Here is a 21167-nt window from a genome sequence, read left to right as displayed (position 1 = left end):
GCTCAGGGACCAAGTAGACCCGGTCATTGAGCCTGTCGAAATGCACCCGGAGAACCTCACCCTTCGACAAGCTCAGGGACCGAGTAGACCGGTCATTGAGCCTGTCGAAATGCACCCGCAGAACCTCACCCTTCGACAAGCTCAGGGACCGGGCAGGCAGCTCAGGGACCGGGCAGGCAGCTCAGGGCCCCGGGGCCCGCGCTACCTCGGCGCGCGGACGACCACGACGCCGCCGACCGGCGGCTCGACGACCGCGGTGCCGTTGTCGGCGTCGACCGCGATGACGTAGGCACCGACGGCCACGCGCTGCACACCGGCGGTCGCCGGGTGCACGATGACGTCGAGCCCGGGCTCCACCCGGGAGACCTGCTGGTCGGCCGGGTCGGGGTCGGTCGTGAGCACGTGCGCCGGGTGCGTCCGCTCGGCCGCCGCCGCCGCCTCCCGACGGGTCAGCTCACTCGACGGTGTGGCCACGTGTGCGGCCGTCCCCGCGGTCACGCCGGCACCCAGGGCCGCCGTCTCCGCGCCGTCGATCGCGTTCCGCGATTCGCTGCCCGACGGGGCGGTCGCCACCGAACCCGTGTCACCGGCCTCGACGTGATGCGCCGGGTGGCTGCGCTCGAGCGCGGCACCCTCGACGTCGACGTTCGGCAGGATGCGGTCGAGCCACTTCGGGATCCACCAGGCGCTCTTCCCGAGCAGGTGCATGACCGCCGGGATGAGGAGCATGCGGACGACGAACGCGTCGACGAGCACGCCGAACGCGAGCCCGAACCCGATCGACCGGATCATCGCCGAGTGGGAGAAGATGAACCCGCCGAAGACGGAGATCATGATGATCGCCGCCGCCACGACGACCGTCCGGCCGGCGTGCAGCCCGCGTTGGACCGCCAGGCGCGCCGGGGCACCGTGGGCGAACGCCTCGCGCATGCCGGAGACGAGGAACAGCTGGTAGTCCATCGCGAGTCCGAAGAGGATGCCGATGAGGATCGTCGGCAGGAAGCTCAGGATGGGTCCCGGGTCGTGCACGCCGAACACCGGGCCGAGCCAGCCCCACTGGAAGATCGCCGTGATGCCGCCGAAGGTCGCCGCGAGCGACAGCATGAAGCCGAGCGTCGCCGTGAGCGGCACGAGGATCGAGCGGAACACGAGGATCATGATGATCAGCGACAGGCCGACCACGAGCGCCAGGTAGAGCGGGAGCGCGTCGGACAGCTGCTTCGAGACGTCGATGTTGCCGCTCGCACTGCCGGCCACGCCGAGCTCGACGTCGCCCGACAGTGGCGAGAGGTCGCGCAGGTCGCGGACGAGCTGCTCCGTGGAGACGGCGTTCGGGCCCTCCTTCGGGATCACCTGGAAGGCGAGGACGGAGTTGTCGTCCGAGGCGCCCACCGGCGCGACGGCCTTCACGTCGTCCTGGTCGGCGATCTCCTGGCCGATCCGCACCTGCTCCTCGAGGACCTCCTCGTCGGTGGCGGCGTCGGGCAGCGTGGCGACGACGAGCAGCGGACCGTTGACGCCGGCACCGAACTTGTCCTCGATGAGCGCGTAGGACTGGTACTGCGTCGAGTCGACGGCCTCCGAGCTGCCGTCCGGGAGGCCGAGGCGCATGTCGAGCGCGGGGATCGCGACGACGCCGAGCACGACGAGTCCGGCGACGAGCGTGCCGACGGCCCGCAGCGTGCCCATGGGCTTGGTCGGGACGGCGTCCGGACGCGGCGTGCCGATGGTGCCGCGTGCCTTCCGGCTGAGGATGCGGAGGCCGAGCAGCGACAGCAGGGCGGGCGTCAAGGTGACCGCGAGCAGGATCGCGACGGCGACGCAGATCGCGCCGACAGTGCCCATCAGGCCGAGGAACGGGATCCCCGTGACGTTGAGCGCCAGCAGCGCGACGAGGACGGTCGATCCGGCGAAGACGACCGCGTTCCCCGAGGTGCCGTTCGCGAGGCCGATGGACTCGTGCAGTTCGACGCCCGCGAGCAGCTGCTTGCGGTGCCGGTTCAGGATGAACAGCGAGTAGTCGATGCCGACCGCGAGCCCGAGCATGACGCCGAGCACCGGCGTGATCGAGAGCATGTCGACGACACCCGAGAGCGAGAGCGACGCGGTGACGCCGACACCGACGCCGACGATCGCGGAGACGAGCGGGAGCGATGCGGCGATGACCGTGCCGAGCATGACGAGCAGCGTGATCGCCGCGATGATGAGGCCGATCGCCTCACCCACCCCGAACAGCTGCGGCAGGCTCTGCGCGAGCTCGTTCGAGAACTCGACCTCGACGCCCGACGGGACGTCCTCCTTGACCTGGTCGATGACCGACTGCTTCGTCTCCGGCATGACCTCCTGCTGACGCTTGTCGAAGACGACGTTGGCGACCGCGGTGGTGTCGTCGGTCGAGACGGTGCGGATGCCCGAGGAGAGGTCGAGGAGCTGGGAGGAGAGTTCGAGCTTCGTGCTCTGCTCGTCGAGCTTCGCGAGGTTCTCGGTGATGGTGGCCTGCTGGGCGTCGAGCGCCGTCTGCTGCTGCGTGATCGCGGTCTGCTGGGCGTCGAACTGGGCCTGTGCGGCGGCTGGGAGCGTGCCGCCGGCGGCCTGCTGCGCCTGGGCGAGCGCGGCGCTCAGCTGGGTCTGCGCGTCGGTCAGCTGCTGCTGTCCGGCGTCGAGCTGCGTCTGGCCGTCAGTCAGCTGGGTGCGGCCGTCGTCGATCTGCGTCTTGCCGTCGGAGATCTGCTTCGCCTGGTCGGCGATGGTCTCCTGCGTCTCGAAGGGGTTGACCGTGGAGTCGACGCCCTTGAGGTCGGCCGTCTCGTCGAGCAGCTCACCGATCGCGGTCTTCTGGCTGTCGGTGAAGGCGTCTCCGTCCTTCGTGTGGAACACCATCGCCCCGGTGCCGCCGGAGGCGCTCGGGAACGACTCCTCGAGCTGGTCGGTGACCTTCGCGGTCGGCGTACCCGGGATGGTGACGGCGCTCGAGAGGGTGCCGCCGAAGGCGAGGAACGCGCCGACCGAGATGCCGAGGATCACGATCCAGGAGATGAGGACGGCCCACGCGCGACGCGCGGAGAAGCGTCCGAGGCGATACAGCAGTTCAGCCAAGGGAGTCTCGATTCTTCGGGAGGTGGTGCTGGTGACGTGTGCGGGGACGGAGCGGGAAGCGGATCAGTGCGTGGACGCGTAGCCGGTGCGGACGCTCGCGATGAGCCGTTCCAGCAGGTCGGTCCAGAGGGCACGGGCTTCATCGTCCGTGGTGGCGACGGTACTCGCGATCCAGTGATGGGCGAGCACTTCGACACCGTGCATGAGGGAGGACACCAGGAAGCCGGCCTCGAGTTCGTCGACGTCGGTGTTGCGCTCGGCCAGTTCGTGGGCGAGCTCTTGTGTGGTGCGGGAGAAGGTGGCCTGGAACAGCTGCTGCGGGCGCGAGTCGTCGGGTGCGAAGCCGCCGAGCGCGTTCCAGAGGAAGGCGATGACGCGGGGGATGTCGGTCGTGCGGAGCGCTGCGGCGACGTCCTCGAACATCGAGACGCGCGACCCCGGGCCTGCCGGTCGGGCGTTGACGGCGGACCGGAAGCTCTCGATCACGACAGCCAGCTCCTCGGTGCAGGAGGTGGTGACGAGGTCGTCGATCGAGGAGAAGTGGTTGAACACCGTGCGGCGCGAGACGTCGGCGCGCTCGGCGATGACGTCGACGTTGAAGCCGGCGATGCCCTGCTCCGCGATCATGACGCGGGCGGCGTCGAGGATCGCCCGATGGTGGCGCGCGCGGAGGGCTGCGCGTCGATCCTCGGCGGGGGCGGTGGTGGACACGTGGGTACACTACGTGCACCGATGCACTCAGTGCAACTTGTTGACGCAGTGTTCACCGATCTGTCAGGAAGGGGCGCTGACTCGCCCGAATGTGCACCAATATCCGAGATTCTCGTGCAGGATCGGGCGACTCAGCGACGCCGGGACGGGTGCCGGGATGGACGGACGGTCGGGTCGGGTGGACTGGGCGTCGGGTGGAGGGGTCGCGGCTCCGGCAAGCTGAGAGCATGACGACAGACGAGAAGCTCGACGCTCCACGAACGGGCTCGGTCCCCACGACGAACGCAGCCGCGTCCGACGCCTCGCGCACGCGGACCGCGTGGGCGGCCGTCGCCGTCATGATGGCGACGAGCTTCGTGCTCGTGCTCGCCGAGTTCCTGCCGCCGAGCCTGCTGCCGTCGATGGCCGCGTCGCTCGGGATCACCGAGGGCCAGGCCGGCCAGGCCGTCACCGCGACGGCGTTCATCGGCTTCCTCACGGCACCGACGATCGGGATCCTCGTCCCGCGACTCGACCGTCGCCTCCTGCTCGTCCTGCTCGCAGCGGCCGCCGCGGTGTCGAGCGCGCTCGTCGCGATCTCCGCCGACTTCGTGATGCTGCTCATCGCCCGACTCCTGCTCGGCGCGGCCCTCGGCGCCTTCTGGGCGATGTCGATCGCGATCGCCGCCCGCCTGTCCGCGCCGCACCACCTCGGTCGGGCGATCATGCTCGTGAACACCGGCACCACCGTCGCGACGGTCGCCGGTGTCCCGGTCGGCACCTACCTCGGTTCGGTCATGGACTGGCGCCTCATCTTCGCCGGCGTCGCGGTCATCACCGCGGCGGTGGCCGTCGCGCTGCGGCTCGTCCTCCCGCCCGTCGCGCCGGCTCCGTCGAGCGGCGGTCTGCGGTCACTCGTCGACACGCTCCGGGTCCCCGGCATCCGCGTCGGCCTGACGGGGCACATCCTGACCGTCCTCGGGCACTTCATCGCCTTCACCTACATCCGGCTCGCGATCGAGCGGGTGCCCGACCTCGACGCGGCCGGTGTGGCCGTCCTCCTCGCCGCGTTCGGTCTCGGCGGCGTGGTCGGCAACTTCGTGATCGGACTCCTCGTCGACCGCCACCTGGCGGCCCTGCGCTACGTCGTCCCGGCCTTCATCGGCGTCTCGATCGCGCTCGTGACCCTGTTCCCGGGGCAACCCTGGATCGTGACCATCGCGATCACCACCTGGGGCATGGGCTTCGGCGCCTGGCTGACGACCCTGAGCACGTGGATGGGTCGCCTCGTGCCGGACCGCATGGAGTCCGGTGGTGGACTCGTGGTCGCGGGGTTCCAGCTCGCGATCACCGTCGGTGCCGGTGCGGGTGGACTGCTCGTCGACGCGGTCGGCATCGTCCCAGCGCTCACGGTCGCGGCGATCTCCGCGATCGTCGGCGGCATCGTGTTCGGGTCGGCGCGCACCGCGCGGTGATGCCGAGGGCGGTCCGACCGAGCACCTACGCGGCCTGCGCCGCCTCGGCACGCCAGCGCGCCGGCGTGAGGCCCGTGTACCGCTGGAAGGCGCGCGCGAAGCCGTCTTCGGACACGTAGCCGAGCGCGCCGGCGAGCTCGGCCACGGAAGCGTCGCCCGTGAGGATGAGCCCCTTGGCTGTCTCCATGCGAACGGTCGTGAGGTAGGCGCGCGGAGTGTGCCCGACGACCTCGCGGAACCGCTCGGCGAACGCCGACCGCGACATCATGGCGATGCGGGCGAGCGTCTCGAAGGTCCACGGTCGCCCCGGTTCGGCGTGCAGGGCGTCGAGGACCGCGCCGATGTGCGGGTCACCGATGCGCTGCAGCCAGCGGTCCGGCGCGCAGCCGGCCTCGTTCCACGTGCGCAGCGCGGCCGACACGATCGTGGTCGCGATGCGGCTGCAGATGACGGTGTCGCCCGGCCGCGGACGGCCAGTCGCCTGCGGGCACCCCATGCCTGCGATGAGCGCCACCATCGAGGGCTCCTGCCCGGCGAAGTCGGCGACGTACAGGTGCTCGGGCAGCGTCTCCGCCACCTGTTGGCGCTGACCCGGCGGGGTGAAGGCGACATCGAGGAGCTCGGCGTCCTCGAGCGCGAGCACCGTCGTGGCGTGGGCGCGGGGGAAGAAGACGAGGTCGCCGGCGTCGAGGTCGCGGGTGCCGTCGGCGGCGGTGAGGCGGACGCGTCCGCTGGAGAGGTAGACGAAGCCGGACGCCGCGTGCGGTCGCCGCAGCGGTACGCCCGCGGCCAGGCGGTCGCGGTCGGTGCCGTGGATCGTCCACTCGAGCGTGGCGAGCGCACGGTCGAAAGTGTCGGTCGCGGGCCCTGCGGGAGCGGTCAGGGTGAGGGTCACACCGATGCGAACGCGAAGGCGTCGCCGGATGTTCCGCGACCTGCCCGCTGAGTCGCCCGGATCTGTCCGAATTCGGCGCGGATCCGAGCAGATTCGGGCCGCTCAGTTGCGGCTAGCGCCCGTCCACCACGGACATGAACCCCGCGAAGGCGAAGGCGGCGGGGATGAAGTAGAGCAGCGTGCGGGTGACGAGCCAACTGACCGCACCGACGGCCACCCAGATCGCATGGAAGCGCGCCCGGACGGTGAGGCGCCGGCCCTCCTCGCCGACGACCGTCTCCTTCCGGGTCCAGACCTGCTCAGCCTCCATGGCGTCCCGCGCCGCCTCGAGGACGCTCTCGGCGTCCTGTCCCGCCACCCGTTCGTCGCGGTACCGCTCGGCCCTCGTGATGAGACGCGGGACGAGGTCGGTGAGGATCGCATCGATAGCGACCCAGGGGGCGGCGTACGAGAAGTCGGCGGCCGGCTTACTGAAGAAGACGACCCGATCGTCGACCATCTCCACGTTGTAGTACGCCGCGGTGCTGACGAGCGACGACATCACGTCGGGGGTCAGCACGTATCGCGCGTCCGTCCCGTACCCGGACGGCGCGTAGACCCGGAACCAGCGGTCGAAGTCGCCCTCGAGGGAGATGCGCAGACCCCGGTCGAGGCCCGGCGGCAGGTCGCTGCGGACGGTGTCGTTCGTCGTCGCGTCGAGCAGGAGATGCGGGAGCGGGGCCGGCAGCTGCACGGTCAGGTAGTGCCAGTCCCGCGACCGCTTCACGTCGTCGACCAGGTTGCCGAACTCGACCCGGTCGCCGACGAACCGCGGGTGGGAGTGCACCTGTGGTCCCGGCACGGTGATGAAGGCGTTGTTGTACTTCCCCGTCGTGGTGATGAGCGAGGAGAACATCGCACGTCCTTTCGACTCCTCCTCGAAGCCGTTGGCCACCGCGGTCAGGTGGCGCCGCCATTCGGCGAGGCGCGCCTTCGGGGACGGCGGACGTCGCGACCAGCGGTACAGGAGCCACGCACCGACGAGCAGCCCGATGAGGACGAGCACGGCGACGATCAGACCGACGACGTCATCGGCCTCGACGCGACGGTCGTGATACTCGTCGACGCTGACGCCGACCGAGACGAGGGCGATCGCGAGGTACCAGAGGACGAGGCTGAAGTAGAGGTGGAAGAGCACCCTCCGCCCGGTGGGCACCCACTTGGACCGGCCAGAACGACGCTCGTCCGCCATCGCCGCGGCGACCTCGTGTTCGGGCGCCGTCAGCCACCGCAGTTCCACTGATCCAGATCCCCTCGACGCCCTCAGCCTCCCAGCGTAGGGCAGGGTGACTACCGGCTCGCAGCGTTGACGACGGCGCGGACCGACGCCTCGAGCACGGAGCGATGGCGCCCGGCTGCCCACACCGTCTGCGCGCCACGGCGGACCTCGAGGAGGGTCAGGGCCTCGGCGCCGCTTCCGGCACTGAGCGAGGTCTGATGCAGGGAGACGATCTCGACGTGGATGCCGTGGTCGGCGAGGAGACGGGTCGCCGCCTCGACCGGACCGACGTCGGCGAAGGTGGCCTCATGGCGATCCCCGTCGATCACGAGACCGATCGTCGTCCGCGAGGTCTCGCCGGTCGTCGCCACATCGACCTCGAGCAGCTCGACCCGGGACGGCGTCGCCGACAGGTAGCTGCGCTCGAACGCCGCGAGCAACGCCTCGGCGTCCAGTTCGCGACCGGTCTCGTCCGCCTGCTGCTGGACGCGACGCGAGAAGTCCACCTGGAGACGACGGGGCATCTCGATGCCGTAGTCGCGCTCGAGCAGGTAGGCGATGCCGCCCTTGCCCGACTGCGAGTTCACCCGGATGACCGCCTCGTAGCTCCGGCCGAGGTCCGCGGGGTCGACCGGCAGGTAGGGCACGCGCCACGGGAGGTCCTCCGGGCGGCTGCCGGTCGCCTCGGCCCGCGCTCGGTGTTCCGCGAAGCCCTTCTTGATCGCATCCTGATGCGTCCCCGAGAACGCGGTGTGGACGAGGTCGCCGACGTAGGGGTGGCGCGGGTGGATCTCGATGCGGTTGCTGTGCTCCACGACCCGACGGATGTGGTCGATGTCGGAGAAGTCGATCATCGGGTCGACGCCCTGCGCGTGCAGGTTGAGCGCGAGGGTCGCGAGGTCGACGTTGCCGGTCCGCTCGCCGTTGCCGAAGATGCACCCTTCGACGCGTTGGGCGCCGGCGAGGACCGCGAGCTCAGCGCACGCGATCCCCGTACCGCGGTCATTGTGGGGGTGGACCGACAGGATGACGGCGTCGCGGCGGTCGAGGTTGCGGTGCATGTACTCGATCTGGTCCGCATAGACGTTCGGGCTCGCCGCTTCGACGGTCGCGGGCAGGTTGAGGATCACCGGGCGGTCCGGCGAGGCATCCCACAGGGTCGTCATGGCGTCGCAGAGCTCGAGGGCGTAGTCCGGCTCCGTCAGGTTGAAGACCTCGGGCGAGAACTCGAACCGCACCCCGTCGAGGTCGCCGGCGAACTCGACGACGTCGGAGCCGCCGGCGAGGATGAGCGCGCGGAGTGAGTCGCGGTCGTGTCCGAGGACGACCTCCCGCCAGAGCGGCGCCGTCGCGGTGTACAGGTGGATGACGACCGGGTTCCGGATCCCACGGATCGACTCGACCGTGCGCTCGATCAGGTCGCGGCGGGCCGGTGTGAAGACGACGATCGTGACGTCCTCGGGGGCGATGTCGGTCTCGGCGATCAGGCGGACGAAGTCGTAGTCGGTCTGCGAGGCGGAGGGGTAGCCGACCTCGATCTCCTTGTACCCCATCGAGACCATGAGCTCGAAGAAGGCCCGCTTCCGCTCGGGGTCCATGGGCTCGGCGAGCGCTTGGTTCCCGTCGCGCAGGTCCACCGGCACCCAGAGCGGCGCCTCGGTCAGTCGTCTCGACGGCCAGGTGCGGTCGAGGAGGGGGACGTCCACCCGCGAGTACAGGTCCTGGTAGCGATGGGACGGCATCTGCGAGTGGCGCTGGCGATTCCAGCTCGGCGCGGAGGACGGGACGGGGCCGGCGGGCGTGGAGAGTCGGGAGTCTGCGGGGATCACGCGGCTACGCTAACACAACTTGTCAGACAAGCTGAGGACTATGATCGACACATGGACACCGTGCACCGCGAATCACTCTCCGACCAGGTCGCACGCTTGCTCCTGCAGCGCATCCAGGCCGGTGAGTGGGAGATCGGCCAGAAGCTGCCCGGCGAGACGACCCTGGCACCGCAGCTCGGTGTCGGCCGGTCGACGATGCGCGAGGCGATCCGCCAGCTGGCCGGCCAGGGCGTGCTGTCGAGCCGGCAGGGATCGGGGAACTTCCTCCGGTCGCGCACGCCGGTCCAGGATTGGGACGCGCTCGTCCTGCGGACCGCGATCGGCTCGGTCATCGAGGCGCGCATCGCCATCGAGTGTGAAGCGGCAGCCCTCGCCGCGCAACGCCACACGGCGTCCGACCTGACCGCCATCCGGGCAGCGTTGGCCCATCGGAACGCCGATCGCGCGACCATCGAGGGTCGTGTCGACGCCGACACGGCGCTCCACCGGAGCATCGTGGCCGCGAGCGGGAACGAGATCCTCACCGAACTGTTCGACACCTTCGCCGAGCGCAGCCGCGAGGCGATGATCCAGATGCTCCGCCTCAGTGGCGCGCCGGGGACGGACCACGACCAGCTCGTCCATGAGCACATCGTGCAGGCGGTCGTGGATCGCGATGCCACCGCGGCCTTCGACCGCAGCCGCACCCATCTCGTCGCCCTCCGCGACGGGTTGACCCGTTCGGACTGATCGCAGCGCGCGCGTGACTATACGCCTGTCGGCGCACGGATGACACGCCCCCACGGATATCGATCGGCAGGCGCAGGCTGGGCGTGAGTACCGCTCCGCCGGGGCGGGCACCGAGCACTGCACCAACGCGCCGATCAGGCGTCGAACTGGTCCTCGCGGGGACGGGCGGGAACACGCAGCATGTCGAAGGCTCCGAACCGGAACAAGCCACCCAAACGCATCCGGAAGGACCGCTACGAAGCGGAACTGGAACGACTCCAGATCGAACTGGTCGCGATGCAGCGCTGGGTGATCGAGACCGGCGCACGGGTCGTCGTGGTCTTCGAGGGCCGAGACGCCGCAGGCAAGGGCGGCGCGATCAAGCGCATCGTCCAATATCTGAACCCGCGTTCGGCACGGGTCGCCGCCCTGCCGACCCCTGGTGAGCAGGAGCGCGGCCAGTGGTACTTCCAGCGCTACGTCCAGCACCTGCCCACGGCGGGCGAGATCGTGCTGTTCGACCGCTCGTGGTACAACCGTGCCGGCGTCGAACGGGTGATGGACTACTGCACCCCTGAGCAGTACCGGCGATTCCTCCGCCAGACTCCCGTGTTCGAGCGGATGCTCGTCGAGGACGGCATCATCCTCATCAAGTACTGGTTCTCGGTCTCCGACGACGTCCAGGAGCAGCGGTTCCGCTCGCGTCTCGACGACCCGATGCGTCGCTGGAAGCTGTCCGACACGGACCTCCAGTCGATCACCCGCTGGGAGGACTACTCGCGCGCCAAGGACGAGATGTTCGAGGCCACCGACCACGCGGACGCACCCTGGTGGACGATCGAGAGCGACGACAAGCGGGCGTCCCGGTTGAACGCGATCTCGCACCTGCTCTCTCAGATCCCCTACGAGCAGCGCGCCCCCGAGCCGATCGACATCCCCGAGCGGCCGGGCGCCGACGGGTACGACCGACCCGCGCGCGAACGGTACCGGTACGTGCCGGATCACGCCCACACGCTCGGGCACTGAGCATCGCGGGCACTGCACGTCGCGGAGGAGGGTCGGCCCGAGTCAGTCGGCGCTCGGGCCACCCTGTCGTGCGCGGTGGGCGCGGACCCGACCCCGACTGGCACAGGCCGGCGACGGACACCAGTGCCGTCTGCCGGAGGTGTCGAGGAACACCCAGCGGCAGTCGACCTCGGCGCACTGACGCAACAGCTCCCGGTCCGGCCCCTGCAGCATGACCAGCGCCTGGACGGCGATCGCGGCGAGCGCCGCGTCGAGCGTGACGTCGGCCTGAGCGGGACCACTCCACAGCGCTCCGGCCGACCCTGACGCGTGTCCACGCACCTGCGTGAGATCGTCCGAGGCCGGTTCGCGCCCGGCGACCGCCGCCATCGCCAGCTCGCGGAGCGCTTCCCGCAACCGCACGAGGCGGTCGAGGTCGTCGGAGCTCAGCTCGCCAACCACCCCGAACCCGACCAGGCCGAGCCACCGCCGTCCCGCCTCGGGCGTCCCGATCCGCTCCACCGGCCGCGTTCCGAAGCTCTGTCCCTGCGTGGCGAGCAGGTTCAGCCAGGTGGCTCCGCCGTCGAAGCGGAAGTCGGTCTCGGTCGTCATGGTTCGAGTGTAACGTGTCAACCGTTACAACCGGGACGAGTGAGGGAACGATGATGCAGGGAGCGACGATGCACGAGGTGTTCGATGTGGCGGCCGGCCGCGAACGACTGGCGGAGCTGCAGGACGAGACGACGACCGCGGCCTGGCGCGCGACGGTCGATGCGGCGGCGCCGGGCTTCGACGAGTGGATCGTCGGCGCCGTGTTCGGTGGGACGTATCAGCGCGAGGGCCTGACGCCGCGCGACCGACAACTGCTCATCATCGGCGCGCTGACGGCGCTCGGCGGCGTCGACCCGCAACTCAGCGGCCACCTCACGACGTCGCTCCGGATCGGGATGACCCGGACGGAGCTCGCCGAGGCGCTCGTCCACCTCGTGCCGTATGTCGGGCTGCCCCGGGTGATGGCGGCACTGCGACTCCTCCCCGAGCCGGCGGCCGGACCACCGGCGACCGACCGCGACGTCGACGCCCGGTGACCCGGGTGCGGCTCGGGACCCGGGTGATCCGCACGGTGCTCGGCGACATCGACCCGGCCACCGCGGGCGTGGTCGACTCCCACGACCACCTCTTCCTGCGGACACCGGTCCTGGCCGGTGAGGACCTCGTCGAGGAGCCTGACGCCACGACCGCGGTCGAGCGGTTCGCAGCGGCGGGCGGCAGGACCGTCGTCCAGTGGACGCCTCGAGGTCTCGGACGCGGCCTCCCGGCACTCCGGCGGATCAGTGCGTCGACGGGGGTCCACGTCGTGGCGGCGACCGGACGACATCTGCGACGCGTCTACCCCGACGGCGCTGCGGAACCCGCGCGCTCGGCCGACGAGCTCGCAGCGGCGTTCATCGACGACGTCGACCGGCACGGGTGCGGACTGATCAAGATCGGTATCGGCCCCGACCGCCTCGCCGAGGACGAGCGGGACGCGGTGCGGGCCGCCGCGATGGCGCATCACGCCACCGGTGTACCGATCGCGGTACACCTCGAGCAGGGAGCCGCGGCCGACCTCGTCCTGGCCGCGCTGGACGCAGAGGAGGTGGACCCGAGGTCCATCGTCCTCGGGCATCTCGGCCGGAACCCTCACGTCGAGCAGATCCTCGATGCCGCGCGTTCCGGCGCGTGGGTGTGCCTCGACACGCCATCGCCGGCTCATCCGATGGACCCCGCTCGACTGGCGCGGATCCTCGAAGCCCTCATCGACGACGGACACCTGCCCGCCCTGCTCCTCGGCGCCGACACGACCACGTCCGCCTCCCGCGCGCGGCCGGAGGAGTACGGTCCGGCGGCGCTCCTGACGACCGTCGCACCGCAGCTCGCGCAGGCCGTCGGCGCGGAAGCGGTGTCGACGATCACCCGCGACAACCCCGCCCGCGCGTGGGCGTTCGAGCCCCGCGCACCACGCACCGTAGGGAGGTCGTGAGGATCCACGCGGAAGGCGTATGGAAACCGTGAGGACCGCCGTCGGAGGTCGTTGACGGGTGTTGGCTCTGAGCTGTCCCGAACGGGACACAGCACCACGCACCCGCACCACGCACCCACTGGAGTCCTCTTGCTCGACCTCGTCTACGTACTCGGCGTCATCGCCGTGTTCGCTCTGGTCGGCCTCGTCGCCCGGGGAGTGGAGAGACTGTGATCGTCTTCGAACTCCTCGCCGCCGTCCTGGCCGTCGCCGCCGTCGTGTACCTCGTGTACGCGCTCGTGAAACCCGAGAGGTTCTGATGCAGACCCTCTTCGCGATCCTCCAGGTCTCTACCCTCGTCCTGGTCCTCGTGCTGCTCTACCGTCCGCTCGGTGAGTACCTCGCCCGGGTGTACACCTCCAGTAAGGACTTCGCCGTCGAGCGCGGCTTCTACCGCGTGATCGGTGTCGACGCCCGCTCCGAGCAGACCTGGCAGGCCTACCTCCGCGGGGTGCTCGCCTTCTCGCTCGTCGGCGTCCTCCTCGTCTACGCCCTGCAGCGCGCCCAGGCCGTCCTGCCCTTCGCGCTCGGCCTCCCCGCCGTCCCCGAGGGCCTGTCGTTCAACACGGCCGTGTCCTTCGTCACGAACACCAACTGGCAGTCGTACTCCCCCGAGGTCACGATGGGCTACACCGTGCAGCTCACGGGCCTCGCGGTGCAGAACTTCGTGTCCGCGGCCGTCGGCATCGCGGTCGCGATCGCCCTCGTCCGCGGGTTCGCGAGTCGCCGCAGCGGCACCATCGGCAACTTCTGGGTCGACCTCACCCGCGGCACCCTCCGCGTGCTGCTGCCGCTCTCCGTCGTCATGGCGGTCGTGCTCATCGCGGGCGGGACCATCCAGAACCTCAACGGCTTCACCGACGTCACGACCATCACGGGCGCGACGCAGACCATCCCCGGCGGGCCGGTCGCCTCGCAGGAGGCCATCAAGCTCCTCGGCACGAACGGCGGCGGGTTCTTCAACGCGAACTCCGCGCACCCCTTCGAGAACCCGACCGCCTGGACGAGCCTCGTGCAGAACATCCTCATGCTCGCGATCCCGTTCTCCCTGCCGCGCACCTTCGGCCGCATGGTCGGCGACCACAAGCAGGGCTATACGATCCTCGCGGTCATGGGCGTCATCTTCCTCGCCTCGTTCTCGATCCTCACGGCGCTCGAAGCCCGCGGCCTCGGAGCGGCACCGATGGCGGCCGGCGGCGCGATGGAGGGCAAGGAGCAGCGCTTCGGCGTCTTCGCCTCGACGCTGTTCGGCTCGACCTCGACACTCACCTCGACGGGTGCCGTCAACTCGATGCACGACTCGTACACCGCACTCGGCGGCATGATGCCGATGATCAACATGATGCTCGGCGAGATCGCCCCCGGCGGCGTCGGCTCAGGCCTCTACGGCATGCTCGTGCTCGCCGTCATCGCCGTGTTCATCGGTGGGCTGCTCGTCGGCCGGACCCCGGAGTACCTCGGCAAGAAGATCGGCCCACGGGAGATCAAGCTCGCGAGCCTGTACATCCTCGTGACGCCGACCCTCGTGCTCGCCGGCACCGCACTGAGCTTCGCCATCCCCGGCGTCCGCTCGGACGTTGAGACGACGTCGATCTGGAACCCGGGCCTCCACGGCCTGTCCGAGGTCCTCTACGCCTTCACCTCCGCCGCGAACAACAACGGTTCCGCGTTCGCCGGCCTCACGGCGAACACCCCGTGGTTCAACACGGCCCTCGGTGTCGCGATGCTCCTCGGCCGCTTCATCCCGATCGTGCTCGTCCTCGCGCTCGCCGGTTCGCTGGCCGCACAGGACCGGGTGCCGTCGACCGCCGGAACGCTCCCGACCAACCGGCCGCAGTTCGTCGGCCTCCTCACCGGTGTCGCCGTGATCATCACCGCACTCACCTACTTCCCCGTACTCGCGCTGGGTCCCCTGGCGGAAGGGCTGTCATGAGCCACGTCCGCGACGCACACCGCGTGATCATCACCGCACTCACTTACTTCCCCGTACTCGCGCCAGGTCCCCTGGCGGAAGGGCTGTCATAAACCATGTCCACCACGCACACGCTTCCCGCCCCGGCGGAACCCGAGCAGGAGCAGGACCACCACCACGAGCCCGCGAAGGCCGCGTTCGGCCCCGCACAGCTGCTCGCCGCGACCCCGGGCGCCTTCCGCAAACTCGACCCGCGGCTCATGGTCAAGAACCCGGTCATGTTCATCGTCGAGGTCGGGGCTGCACTGACGACCGTCCTCGCGATCGCCGAACCGTTCCTCGGTGGCGCGCAGGAGTCCGGCGGGTCGGCCGTGCCGGCGTCGTTCACCTGGGGCATCGCGATCTGGCTATGGCTCACGGTCGTCTTCGCGAACCTCGCTGAGTCCGTGGCCGAGGGACGCGGCAAGGCGCAGGCCGACAGCCTCCGCAAGACGCGCACCTCGACCATGGCGAACCAGGTCACGGCCTACGACGCCTCGGCGGACCCGTCCGCGGAGCACGCCGCCATCGGCCAGGTCTCCTCCGCGGACCTCACCCTCGGCGACGTCGTCGTGGTGACCGCTGGCGAGCTCGTCCCGGGCGACGGCGACATCGTCTGGGGCATCGCCTCGGTCGACGAGTCGGCGATCACGGGCGAGTCGGCCCCGGTCGTCCGCGAGTCCGGCGGCGACCGCAGCGCCGTCACCGGCGGCACCCGCGTGCTGTCGGACCGCATCGTCGTCCGCATCACCTCGAAGCCCGGCGAGACCTTCGTCGACCGCATGATCGGCCTCGTCGAGGGTGCGGCGCGGCAGAAGACGCCGAACGAGATCGCGCTCAACATCCTGCTCGCGAGCCTGTCGATCGTGTTCGTGGTCGTCGCGCTCACGCTCAACCCCATCGCCTCCTATGCGGCTGCTCCGGTCAGCGTCCCGGTCCTCATCGCCCTGCTCGTCTGCCTCATCCCGACGACCATCGGCGCCCTGCTCTCGGCCATCGGCATCGCCGGCATGGACCGACTCGTGCAGCGGAACGTCCTCGCGATGTCCGGTCGCGCGGTCGAGGCCGCCGGCGACGTCACGACCCTGCTGCTCGACAAGACCGGCACCATCACCTACGGCAACCGCCAGGCGGTCGAGTTCATCGCCCTCCGCGGTGTCACGCCGGAGGAACTCGCGCAGGCCGCAGCCCGGTCCTCGCTCAGCGACCCGACGCCCGAGGGCAAGTCGATCGTCGACCTCGCGGCCGAGCGTGGCATCCACCTGGACGGGTCCGGGGCCGGCGAGATCGTCCCGTTCACCGCGCAGACCCGCATGAGCGGCCTCGACCAGCCGGACGGCGCACAGATCCGCAAGGGCGCCGGCTCGGCCGTGCTGGCCTGGGTGGAGTCGTTCGGCCCCCTCGCCGACGCGACCCGCGCCGAGCTCCAGGAGCACGTCGAGGCGGTGTCCGCCGGCGGCGGCACCCCGCTCGTCGTCGCGCAGACCGACACCACCGGCACCGCGCGGGTGCTCGGCGTCGTCCGACTGAAGGACGTCGTCAAGGCCGGCATCGCGGAGCGGTTCGCCGAGCTGCGCGCCATGGGCATCCGCACGGTCATGATCACGGGTGACAACCCGCTCACCGCGAAGGCGATCGCCGCCGAGGCCGGAGTCGACGACTTCCTGGCCGAGGCGACGCCCGAGCAGAAGCTCGAGCTCATCCGCAAGGAGCAGGAGGGCGGCAACCTCGTCGCGATGACCGGTGACGGCACGAACGACGCTCCGGCGCTCGCACAGGCCGACGTCGGTGTCGCGATGAACACGGGCACCTCCGCTGCGAAGGAGGCCGGCAACATGGTCGACCTCGACTCCGACCCGACGAAGCTCATCGACATCGTCCGGATCGGCAAGCAGCTGCTCATCACCCGAGGCGCCCTCACGACGTTCTCGATCGCGAACGACGTCGCCAAGTACTTCGCGATCATCCCGGCCATGTTCGCCGGGGTGTTCCCGGGGCTCGCACTGCTCAACATCATGCAGCTGCACTCCCCCGCGTCGGCGATCCTCTCGGCGATCATCTTCAACGCGATCATCATCGTGATCCTGATCCCGCTGGCCCTCCGCGGCGTGAAGTACCGACCGCTCAGCGCTTCGAAGGTCCTCAGCCGGAACCTGTTGGTCTACGGGCTCGGTGGCGTGATCGCGCCGTTCATCGGCATCAAGCTCATCGACCTCGTCGTCACCCTCATCCCCGGCTTCTAGCCCCACCCAGCACACGAAAGCAGACAGATCATCATGAGTGCATCCCGCAGCGGCATCGCCCAGTACTGGGTCGCCATCAGGGCCATGCTCGCCCTCACCGTCGTCCTGGGCGTCGGCTACCCCCTCATCGTCACCGGCATCGGGCAGGCGACGATGTCCTGGCAGGCGAACGGATCCGCCGTCACCGAGGGTGACAAGACGGTCGGCTCGGCGCTCATCGGGCAGTCGTTCACCGACGCCGACGGCAAGCCGCTGCCGCAGTGGTTCCAGTCGCGTCCGTCGGCGGCCGGCGACGGCTACGACGGTGGGGCGTCGAGCGGCAGCAACCTCGGGCCGGAGAACACCGACCTCGTCGCCTCGATCGAGGAGCGCCGCGCCGCCATCGCGTCCTTCGAGGACGTCGATCCGTCGAGCATCCCCGTCGACGCGCTGACGGCCTCCGCGTCCGGTCTCGATCCGCACATCAGCCCGGCCTACGCGCTGCTGCAGGTGCCCCGCGTAGCCGCCGAGCGCGGCCTCGACGAGGGCGAGGTCCGTGCCCTCGTCGAGCGCCTGACGCAGGGCCCCGACCTCGGCTACCTTGGGGAGTCCACGGTCAACGTCCTGCAGCTCAACCTCGCCGTGGCCGGACTGAACGGATAATCATGCAGCGCGGACGACACAGCGCGGCCCCCGGGGTCGGCAGGCAGAGCGCCATGCTCCAGGAGGACTGAACACCATGCAGCGCGGACGACTCCGGGTGCTCCTCGGCGCGGCCCCCGGGGTCGGCAAGACCTACGCCATGCTCGAGGAAGGGCACCGCCTCGCTTCGGAGGGTGTCGACGTGGTCGTCGCGGTCGTCGAGACCCACGGTCGGGCCGCGACGGCCGCCCTGACGGAGGGGCTCGAGACGTTGCCGCGTCGGGGTGTCGAGCACCGGGGCGTGACGCTCGACGAGATGGACCTCGAGGCCGTCCTCGCACGCCGCCCCGAACTCGCGCTCGTCGACGAACTGGCCCACACGAACGCCCCCGGCTCCACGAACGAGAAGCGCTGGCAGGACGTCGAAGCTCTGCTCGCCGCCGGTGTCTCGGTCCTCTCGACGGTGAACATCCAGCACATCGAGTCGCTGAACGACGTCGTCCGGCAGATCACCGGGGCGCCGCAGCGGGAGACGATCCCCGACGCCGTGCTGCGGGCGGCCGACCAGATCGAACTCATCGACCTCGCTCCACAGGCACTCCGCGACCGGCTCGCCGGCGGCCGGGTCTACCCGGCCGAACGGATCGACGCCGCACTGTCCAACTACTTCCGCCTCGGCAATCTCACGGCACTGCGCGAGCTGGCGCTGCTGTGGCTGGCCGACGAGGTCGACTCCGCCCTCCGCGACTATCGCGCCGAACACGGCATCGACAGCACCTGGGAGGCGCGTGAGCGGGTCGTCGTGGCCCTCACCGGCGGCCCAGAGGGCGAGACCCTGCTCCGACGCGGCGCCCGGATCGCAGCCCGCTCCTCCGGTGGCGAGCTCATCGCGGTGCACGTGACGACGCAGGACGGCCTCCGGACCGCGAACCCCGGTGCACTCGCGCAGCAGCGAGCGCTCGTCGACACCCTCGGCGGCACCTTCCACCAGGTGGTCGGCGACGACGTGCCGCGCGCGCTCGTGGACTTCGCGAAGGCGGCGAACGCAACGCAGCTCGTCATCGGCGTCAGCCGGCGCAGTCGACTGTCCGCCGCGGTCACCGGGCCCGGCATCGGCAACACGGTCATCCGCGAGTCGGGCAACATCGACGTCCACATCGTCAACCACGAAGCGGCGGGCGGTCGGTTCCGACTGCCGAAGCTCGGCGGTGCCCTGAGCGCACGGCGCCACATCGCAGGCTTCGCGCTCGCGCTCATCGGCGGGCCGCTCGTCACCTGGCTCCTCCACCTCGCCCGCACCGAGGAGTCGATCACGAGCGAGGTGCTGTCCTACCAGCTCCTCGTCGTGCTCGTCGCGCTCGTGGGAGGGTTCTGGCCGGCGGTGTTCGCAGCCGTCCTGTCCGGGGTCACGCTCGACTTCGTCTTCGTCCAACCGCTCTACACCGTGACCATCGACGACCCGGCGCACCTCGTCGCGCTCGTGCTCTACGTCGTCATCGCCGTGATCGTGAGCGGCGTCGTCGACCTCTCGGCTCGGCGGGCTCGCACGGCCAGGCGCGCGGCCGCGGAGTCCGAGCTGCTCGCGACGGTCGCGGGCAGCGTGCTCCGCGGCGAGGGTGCCCTGCAGGCGCTCGTCAGCCGGACCCGCGAGTCCTTCTCGCTCGCCGGGGTGCGCCTCGTCGCGGGGGAGCAGGTCCTCGCGGTCGACGGCGAACCGACCCGCGGAGGCGACTTCACGAGCATCCCGATCGGCACCCGCGCGGTGCTCGAACTGCACGGCGGGGTGCTCGCCGCGTCCGACCGCCGTCTGCTCGCCGTCATCGCAGCGCAGCTCGACGCCTCGCTCGAGCACACCGATCTGCGCGCCACCGCCCAGGAGGTCGGCCCGCTGGCCGCGACCGACCGGGTGCGGAGCGCGCTGCTCTCGGCGGTCAGTCACGACCTCCGGCGCCCCCTCGCCGCCGCGACCGCCGCCGTCACCGGACTGCGCGCGACCGACGTCGAGCTCACCACGGCGGACCGCCGCGACCTCCTCGAGACCGCGGACGACAGCCTGCGCACGCTCGCGGCCCTCGTCACGAACCTGCTCGACGTCAGTCGCCTCCAGGCCGGTGTCCTCGCCGTGACCGTCGCGCCGATCGACGTCGAGGACGCGATCCTGCCGGCCTTCGACGAGCTCGGCATCGGGCCGCACGACGCCGAGCTCGACCTCGCACCCGACCTCCCGCCCGTCCTCGCGGACGCCGGCCTCCTCCAGCGCGTCATCGTGAACCTCCTGACGAACGCGCAGCGCTTCAGCCCGGACGACACCCCCGTCCGGATCGCGACGAGCGGGTTCCGCGACGCCGTCGAGATCCGCATCGTGGATCACGGCCCGGGCATCGCGCCCGACCGACGCGAGGACGTGTTCGTCCCCTTCCAGCGGCTCGGCGACACCGACAACCTCACCGGTCTCGGCCTGGGACTCGCGCTGTCGAAGGGCTTCGTCGAGGGGATGGGTGGCACACTCGAACCGGAGGACACGCCGGGTGGGGGCCTCACCATGGTGGTGTCACTGCCTGCGGCACGTGATCAGGAGGGGAGCGCTCGATGAAGATCCTGATCGCCGACGACGACCCGCAGATCCTCCGGGCCCTGCGCATCACGCTCACCGCCCGCGGCTACGAGATCATCACGGCCGAGGACGGCACCGCTGCGCTCAACGCCGCGACGACGCACCGGCCCGACCTGTACCTGCTCGACCTCGGCATGCCGGGGCTCGACGGGCGGCAGGTGATCGAGGGCCTCCGCGGCTGGACCGACGCCCCCATACTCGTGGTGTCCGGTCGTGCCGGATCGACCGACAAGGTCGAGGCGCTCGACGCCGGAGCCGACGACTACGTGACGAAGCCCTTCGCGATCGACGAACTGCTCGCCAGGATCCGCGCCCTCACCCGGCGGGTCCCCGGCGCCGAGGCCGAACCCACCGTGCGGTTCGGCGACATCGTGGTCGACCTCGCTGCGAAGCAGGTCACCAAGCAGATCCCTGGTGCGTCCCCGGCCACCGTCCGCCTGACGCCGACGGAGTGGCAGGTGCTCGAGCTGCTCATCCGGAACGCCGGCAAGCTCGTGACCCGACAGATGCTGCTCACGGAGATCTGGGGTCCGACGCACGTGACCGACACCGGCTACCTGCGCCTCTACATCGCGCAGCTGCGGAAGAAGCTCGAACCTGAGCCGGCCACTCCCCGCCACCTGCTCACCGAGGCCGGCATGGGGTACCGCTTCCAGCTCTGAGCGAGGGCTCGCGTCGAGTCGGGCAGGGTAACAGGTTGCAGCGCCCGAGGCCATGCCC

17 protein-coding genes are annotated in these 21167 nt (G+C 70.4%); 11 read left to right on the top strand and 6 right to left on the bottom strand.

Annotated features, from left to right (window positions below):
• Positions 1 to 201: 201 nt before the first annotated feature.
• Entirely contained in the window at positions 202 to 3096 is a 2895-nt protein-coding gene (locus IFU11_RS15055) for an MMPL family transporter (RefSeq protein ID WP_192019451.1), read from the bottom strand.
• A gap of 63 nt (positions 3097 to 3159) precedes the next feature.
• A complete protein-coding gene (locus IFU11_RS15050) occupies positions 3160 to 3807 on the bottom strand; it encodes a TetR/AcrR family transcriptional regulator (RefSeq protein ID WP_192019450.1) in 648 nt (215 codons plus the stop codon).
• Between the two features lie 227 nt (positions 3808 to 4034).
• Between IFU11_RS15050 and IFU11_RS15045 the strand changes: the two genes are divergently transcribed.
• On the top strand, positions 4035 to 5261 hold the full coding sequence (locus IFU11_RS15045) for an MFS transporter (protein WP_192019449.1): 1227 nt from the start codon (positions 4035 to 4037) through the stop codon (positions 5259 to 5261).
• Between the two features lie 25 nt (positions 5262 to 5286).
• Here the strand turns inward: IFU11_RS15045 and IFU11_RS20825 are convergent, their stop codons facing one another.
• From IFU11_RS20825 to IFU11_RS15030, 3 genes are all read right to left on the bottom strand, one after another.
• A complete protein-coding gene (locus IFU11_RS20825; protein ID WP_199862321.1) occupies positions 5287 to 6156 on the bottom strand; it encodes a helix-turn-helix transcriptional regulator in 870 nt (289 codons plus the stop codon).
• Positions 6157 to 6268: 112 nt separating this feature from the next.
• A complete protein-coding gene (locus tag IFU11_RS15035; RefSeq protein ID WP_191940297.1) occupies positions 6269 to 7435 on the bottom strand; it encodes a hypothetical protein in 1167 nt (388 codons plus the stop codon).
• A 50-nt stretch (positions 7436 to 7485) separates the two neighbouring features.
• A complete protein-coding gene (locus IFU11_RS15030; protein WP_192019464.1) occupies positions 7486 to 9156 on the bottom strand; it encodes a 2-isopropylmalate synthase in 1671 nt (556 codons plus the stop codon).
• A 138-nt stretch (positions 9157 to 9294) separates the two neighbouring features.
• On the opposite strand from IFU11_RS15030, the gene IFU11_RS15025 reads away from it, so the two are divergent.
• On the top strand, positions 9295 to 9972 hold the full coding sequence (locus IFU11_RS15025) for a FadR/GntR family transcriptional regulator (RefSeq protein ID WP_191940296.1): 678 nt from the start codon (positions 9295 to 9297) through the stop codon (positions 9970 to 9972).
• A gap of 180 nt (positions 9973 to 10152) precedes the next feature.
• Positions 10153 to 10977, top strand: a complete 825-nt coding sequence (gene ppk2 / locus IFU11_RS15020; protein ID WP_137242521.1) for a polyphosphate kinase 2 — start codon at positions 10153 to 10155, stop codon at positions 10975 to 10977.
• Between the two features lie 42 nt (positions 10978 to 11019).
• Here the strand turns inward: ppk2 and IFU11_RS15015 are convergent, their stop codons facing one another.
• Complete coding sequence (locus IFU11_RS15015) at positions 11020 to 11568, bottom strand: CGNR zinc finger domain-containing protein (protein WP_191940295.1); 549 nt, start codon at positions 11566 to 11568, stop codon at positions 11020 to 11022.
• 53 nt (positions 11569 to 11621) lie between these two features.
• Here IFU11_RS15015 and IFU11_RS15010 point away from each other — a divergent pair, with 53 nt between their 5' ends.
• From IFU11_RS15010 to IFU11_RS14975, 8 genes are all read left to right on the top strand, one after another.
• Entirely contained in the window at positions 11622 to 12044 is a 423-nt protein-coding gene (locus IFU11_RS15010) for a carboxymuconolactone decarboxylase family protein (RefSeq protein WP_244631825.1), read from the top strand.
• Complete coding sequence (locus IFU11_RS15005; RefSeq protein ID WP_192019448.1) at positions 12041 to 12979, top strand: phosphotriesterase; 939 nt, start codon at positions 12041 to 12043, stop codon at positions 12977 to 12979. Before IFU11_RS15010 ends, IFU11_RS15005 begins: the two co-directional genes overlap by 4 nt.
• Before the next feature lie 209 nt (positions 12980 to 13188).
• On the top strand, positions 13189 to 13278 hold the full coding sequence (kdpF, locus tag IFU11_RS15000) for a K(+)-transporting ATPase subunit F (RefSeq protein WP_056009336.1): 90 nt from the start codon (positions 13189 to 13191) through the stop codon (positions 13276 to 13278).
• Positions 13278 to 14951, top strand: a complete 1674-nt coding sequence (gene kdpA / locus IFU11_RS14995) for a potassium-transporting ATPase subunit KdpA (RefSeq protein WP_191940293.1) — start codon at positions 13278 to 13280, stop codon at positions 14949 to 14951. Before kdpF ends, kdpA begins: the two co-directional genes overlap by 1 nt.
• 95 nt (positions 14952 to 15046) lie before the next feature.
• Positions 15047 to 17212: a potassium-transporting ATPase subunit KdpB gene (gene kdpB, locus IFU11_RS14990; RefSeq protein WP_192019447.1), complete on the top strand. Its 2166-nt coding sequence runs from the start codon at positions 15047 to 15049 to the stop codon at positions 17210 to 17212.
• Between the two features lie 33 nt (positions 17213 to 17245).
• Complete coding sequence (kdpC, locus tag IFU11_RS14985) at positions 17246 to 17854, top strand: potassium-transporting ATPase subunit KdpC (RefSeq protein ID WP_192019446.1); 609 nt, start codon at positions 17246 to 17248, stop codon at positions 17852 to 17854.
• A gap of 76 nt (positions 17855 to 17930) precedes the next feature.
• Complete coding sequence (locus IFU11_RS14980) at positions 17931 to 20426, top strand: sensor histidine kinase (RefSeq protein WP_192019445.1); 2496 nt, start codon at positions 17931 to 17933, stop codon at positions 20424 to 20426.
• Positions 20423 to 21109 (top strand): response regulator, encoded by a 687-nt coding sequence (locus IFU11_RS14975; protein ID WP_191940289.1) that lies wholly within the window; start codon positions 20423 to 20425, stop codon positions 21107 to 21109. Before IFU11_RS14980 ends, IFU11_RS14975 begins: the two co-directional genes overlap by 4 nt.
• Positions 21110 to 21167: the final 58 nt, after the last annotated feature.

The organism is Plantibacter sp. CFBP 8804, assembly GCF_014841225.1.
Classification (GTDB): Bacteria; Actinomycetota; Actinomycetes; order Actinomycetales; family Microbacteriaceae; genus Plantibacter; species Plantibacter auratus.
The sequence above is the reverse complement of the archived record's forward strand: the minus strand, read 5'-3'. Positions and strand labels throughout refer to the sequence as shown.

Excerpts from the sequence above, each read along its gene's own strand:
- IFU11_RS15015 (WP_191940295.1), bottom strand. The coding sequence starts at position 11,568 with ATGACGACCGAGACCGACTTCCGCTTCGACGGCGGAGCCACCTGGCTG.
- IFU11_RS14975 (WP_191940289.1), top strand. The coding sequence starts at position 20,423 with ATGAAGATCCTGATCGCCGACGACGACCCGCAGATCCTCCGGGCCCTG.
- IFU11_RS15045 (WP_192019449.1), top strand. The coding sequence starts at position 4,035 with ATGACGACAGACGAGAAGCTCGACGCTCCACGAACGGGCTCGGTCCCC.
- IFU11_RS14980 (WP_192019445.1), top strand. The coding sequence starts at position 17,931 with ATGCAGCGCGGACGACTCCGGGTGCTCCTCGGCGCGGCCCCCGGGGTC.
- kdpB (WP_192019447.1), top strand. The coding sequence starts at position 15,047 with ATGTCCACCACGCACACGCTTCCCGCCCCGGCGGAACCCGAGCAGGAG.
- kdpC (WP_192019446.1), top strand. The coding sequence starts at position 17,246 with ATGAGTGCATCCCGCAGCGGCATCGCCCAGTACTGGGTCGCCATCAGG.
- kdpA (WP_191940293.1), top strand. The coding sequence starts at position 13,278 with ATGCAGACCCTCTTCGCGATCCTCCAGGTCTCTACCCTCGTCCTGGTC.
- IFU11_RS15030 (WP_192019464.1), bottom strand. The coding sequence starts at position 9,156 with ATGCCGTCCCATCGCTACCAGGACCTGTACTCGCGGGTGGACGTCCCC.
- ppk2 (WP_137242521.1), top strand. The coding sequence starts at position 10,153 with ATGTCGAAGGCTCCGAACCGGAACAAGCCACCCAAACGCATCCGGAAG.
- IFU11_RS15025 (WP_191940296.1), top strand. The coding sequence starts at position 9,295 with ATGGACACCGTGCACCGCGAATCACTCTCCGACCAGGTCGCACGCTTG.
- IFU11_RS15010 (WP_244631825.1), top strand. The coding sequence starts at position 11,622 with ATGCAGGGAGCGACGATGCACGAGGTGTTCGATGTGGCGGCCGGCCGC.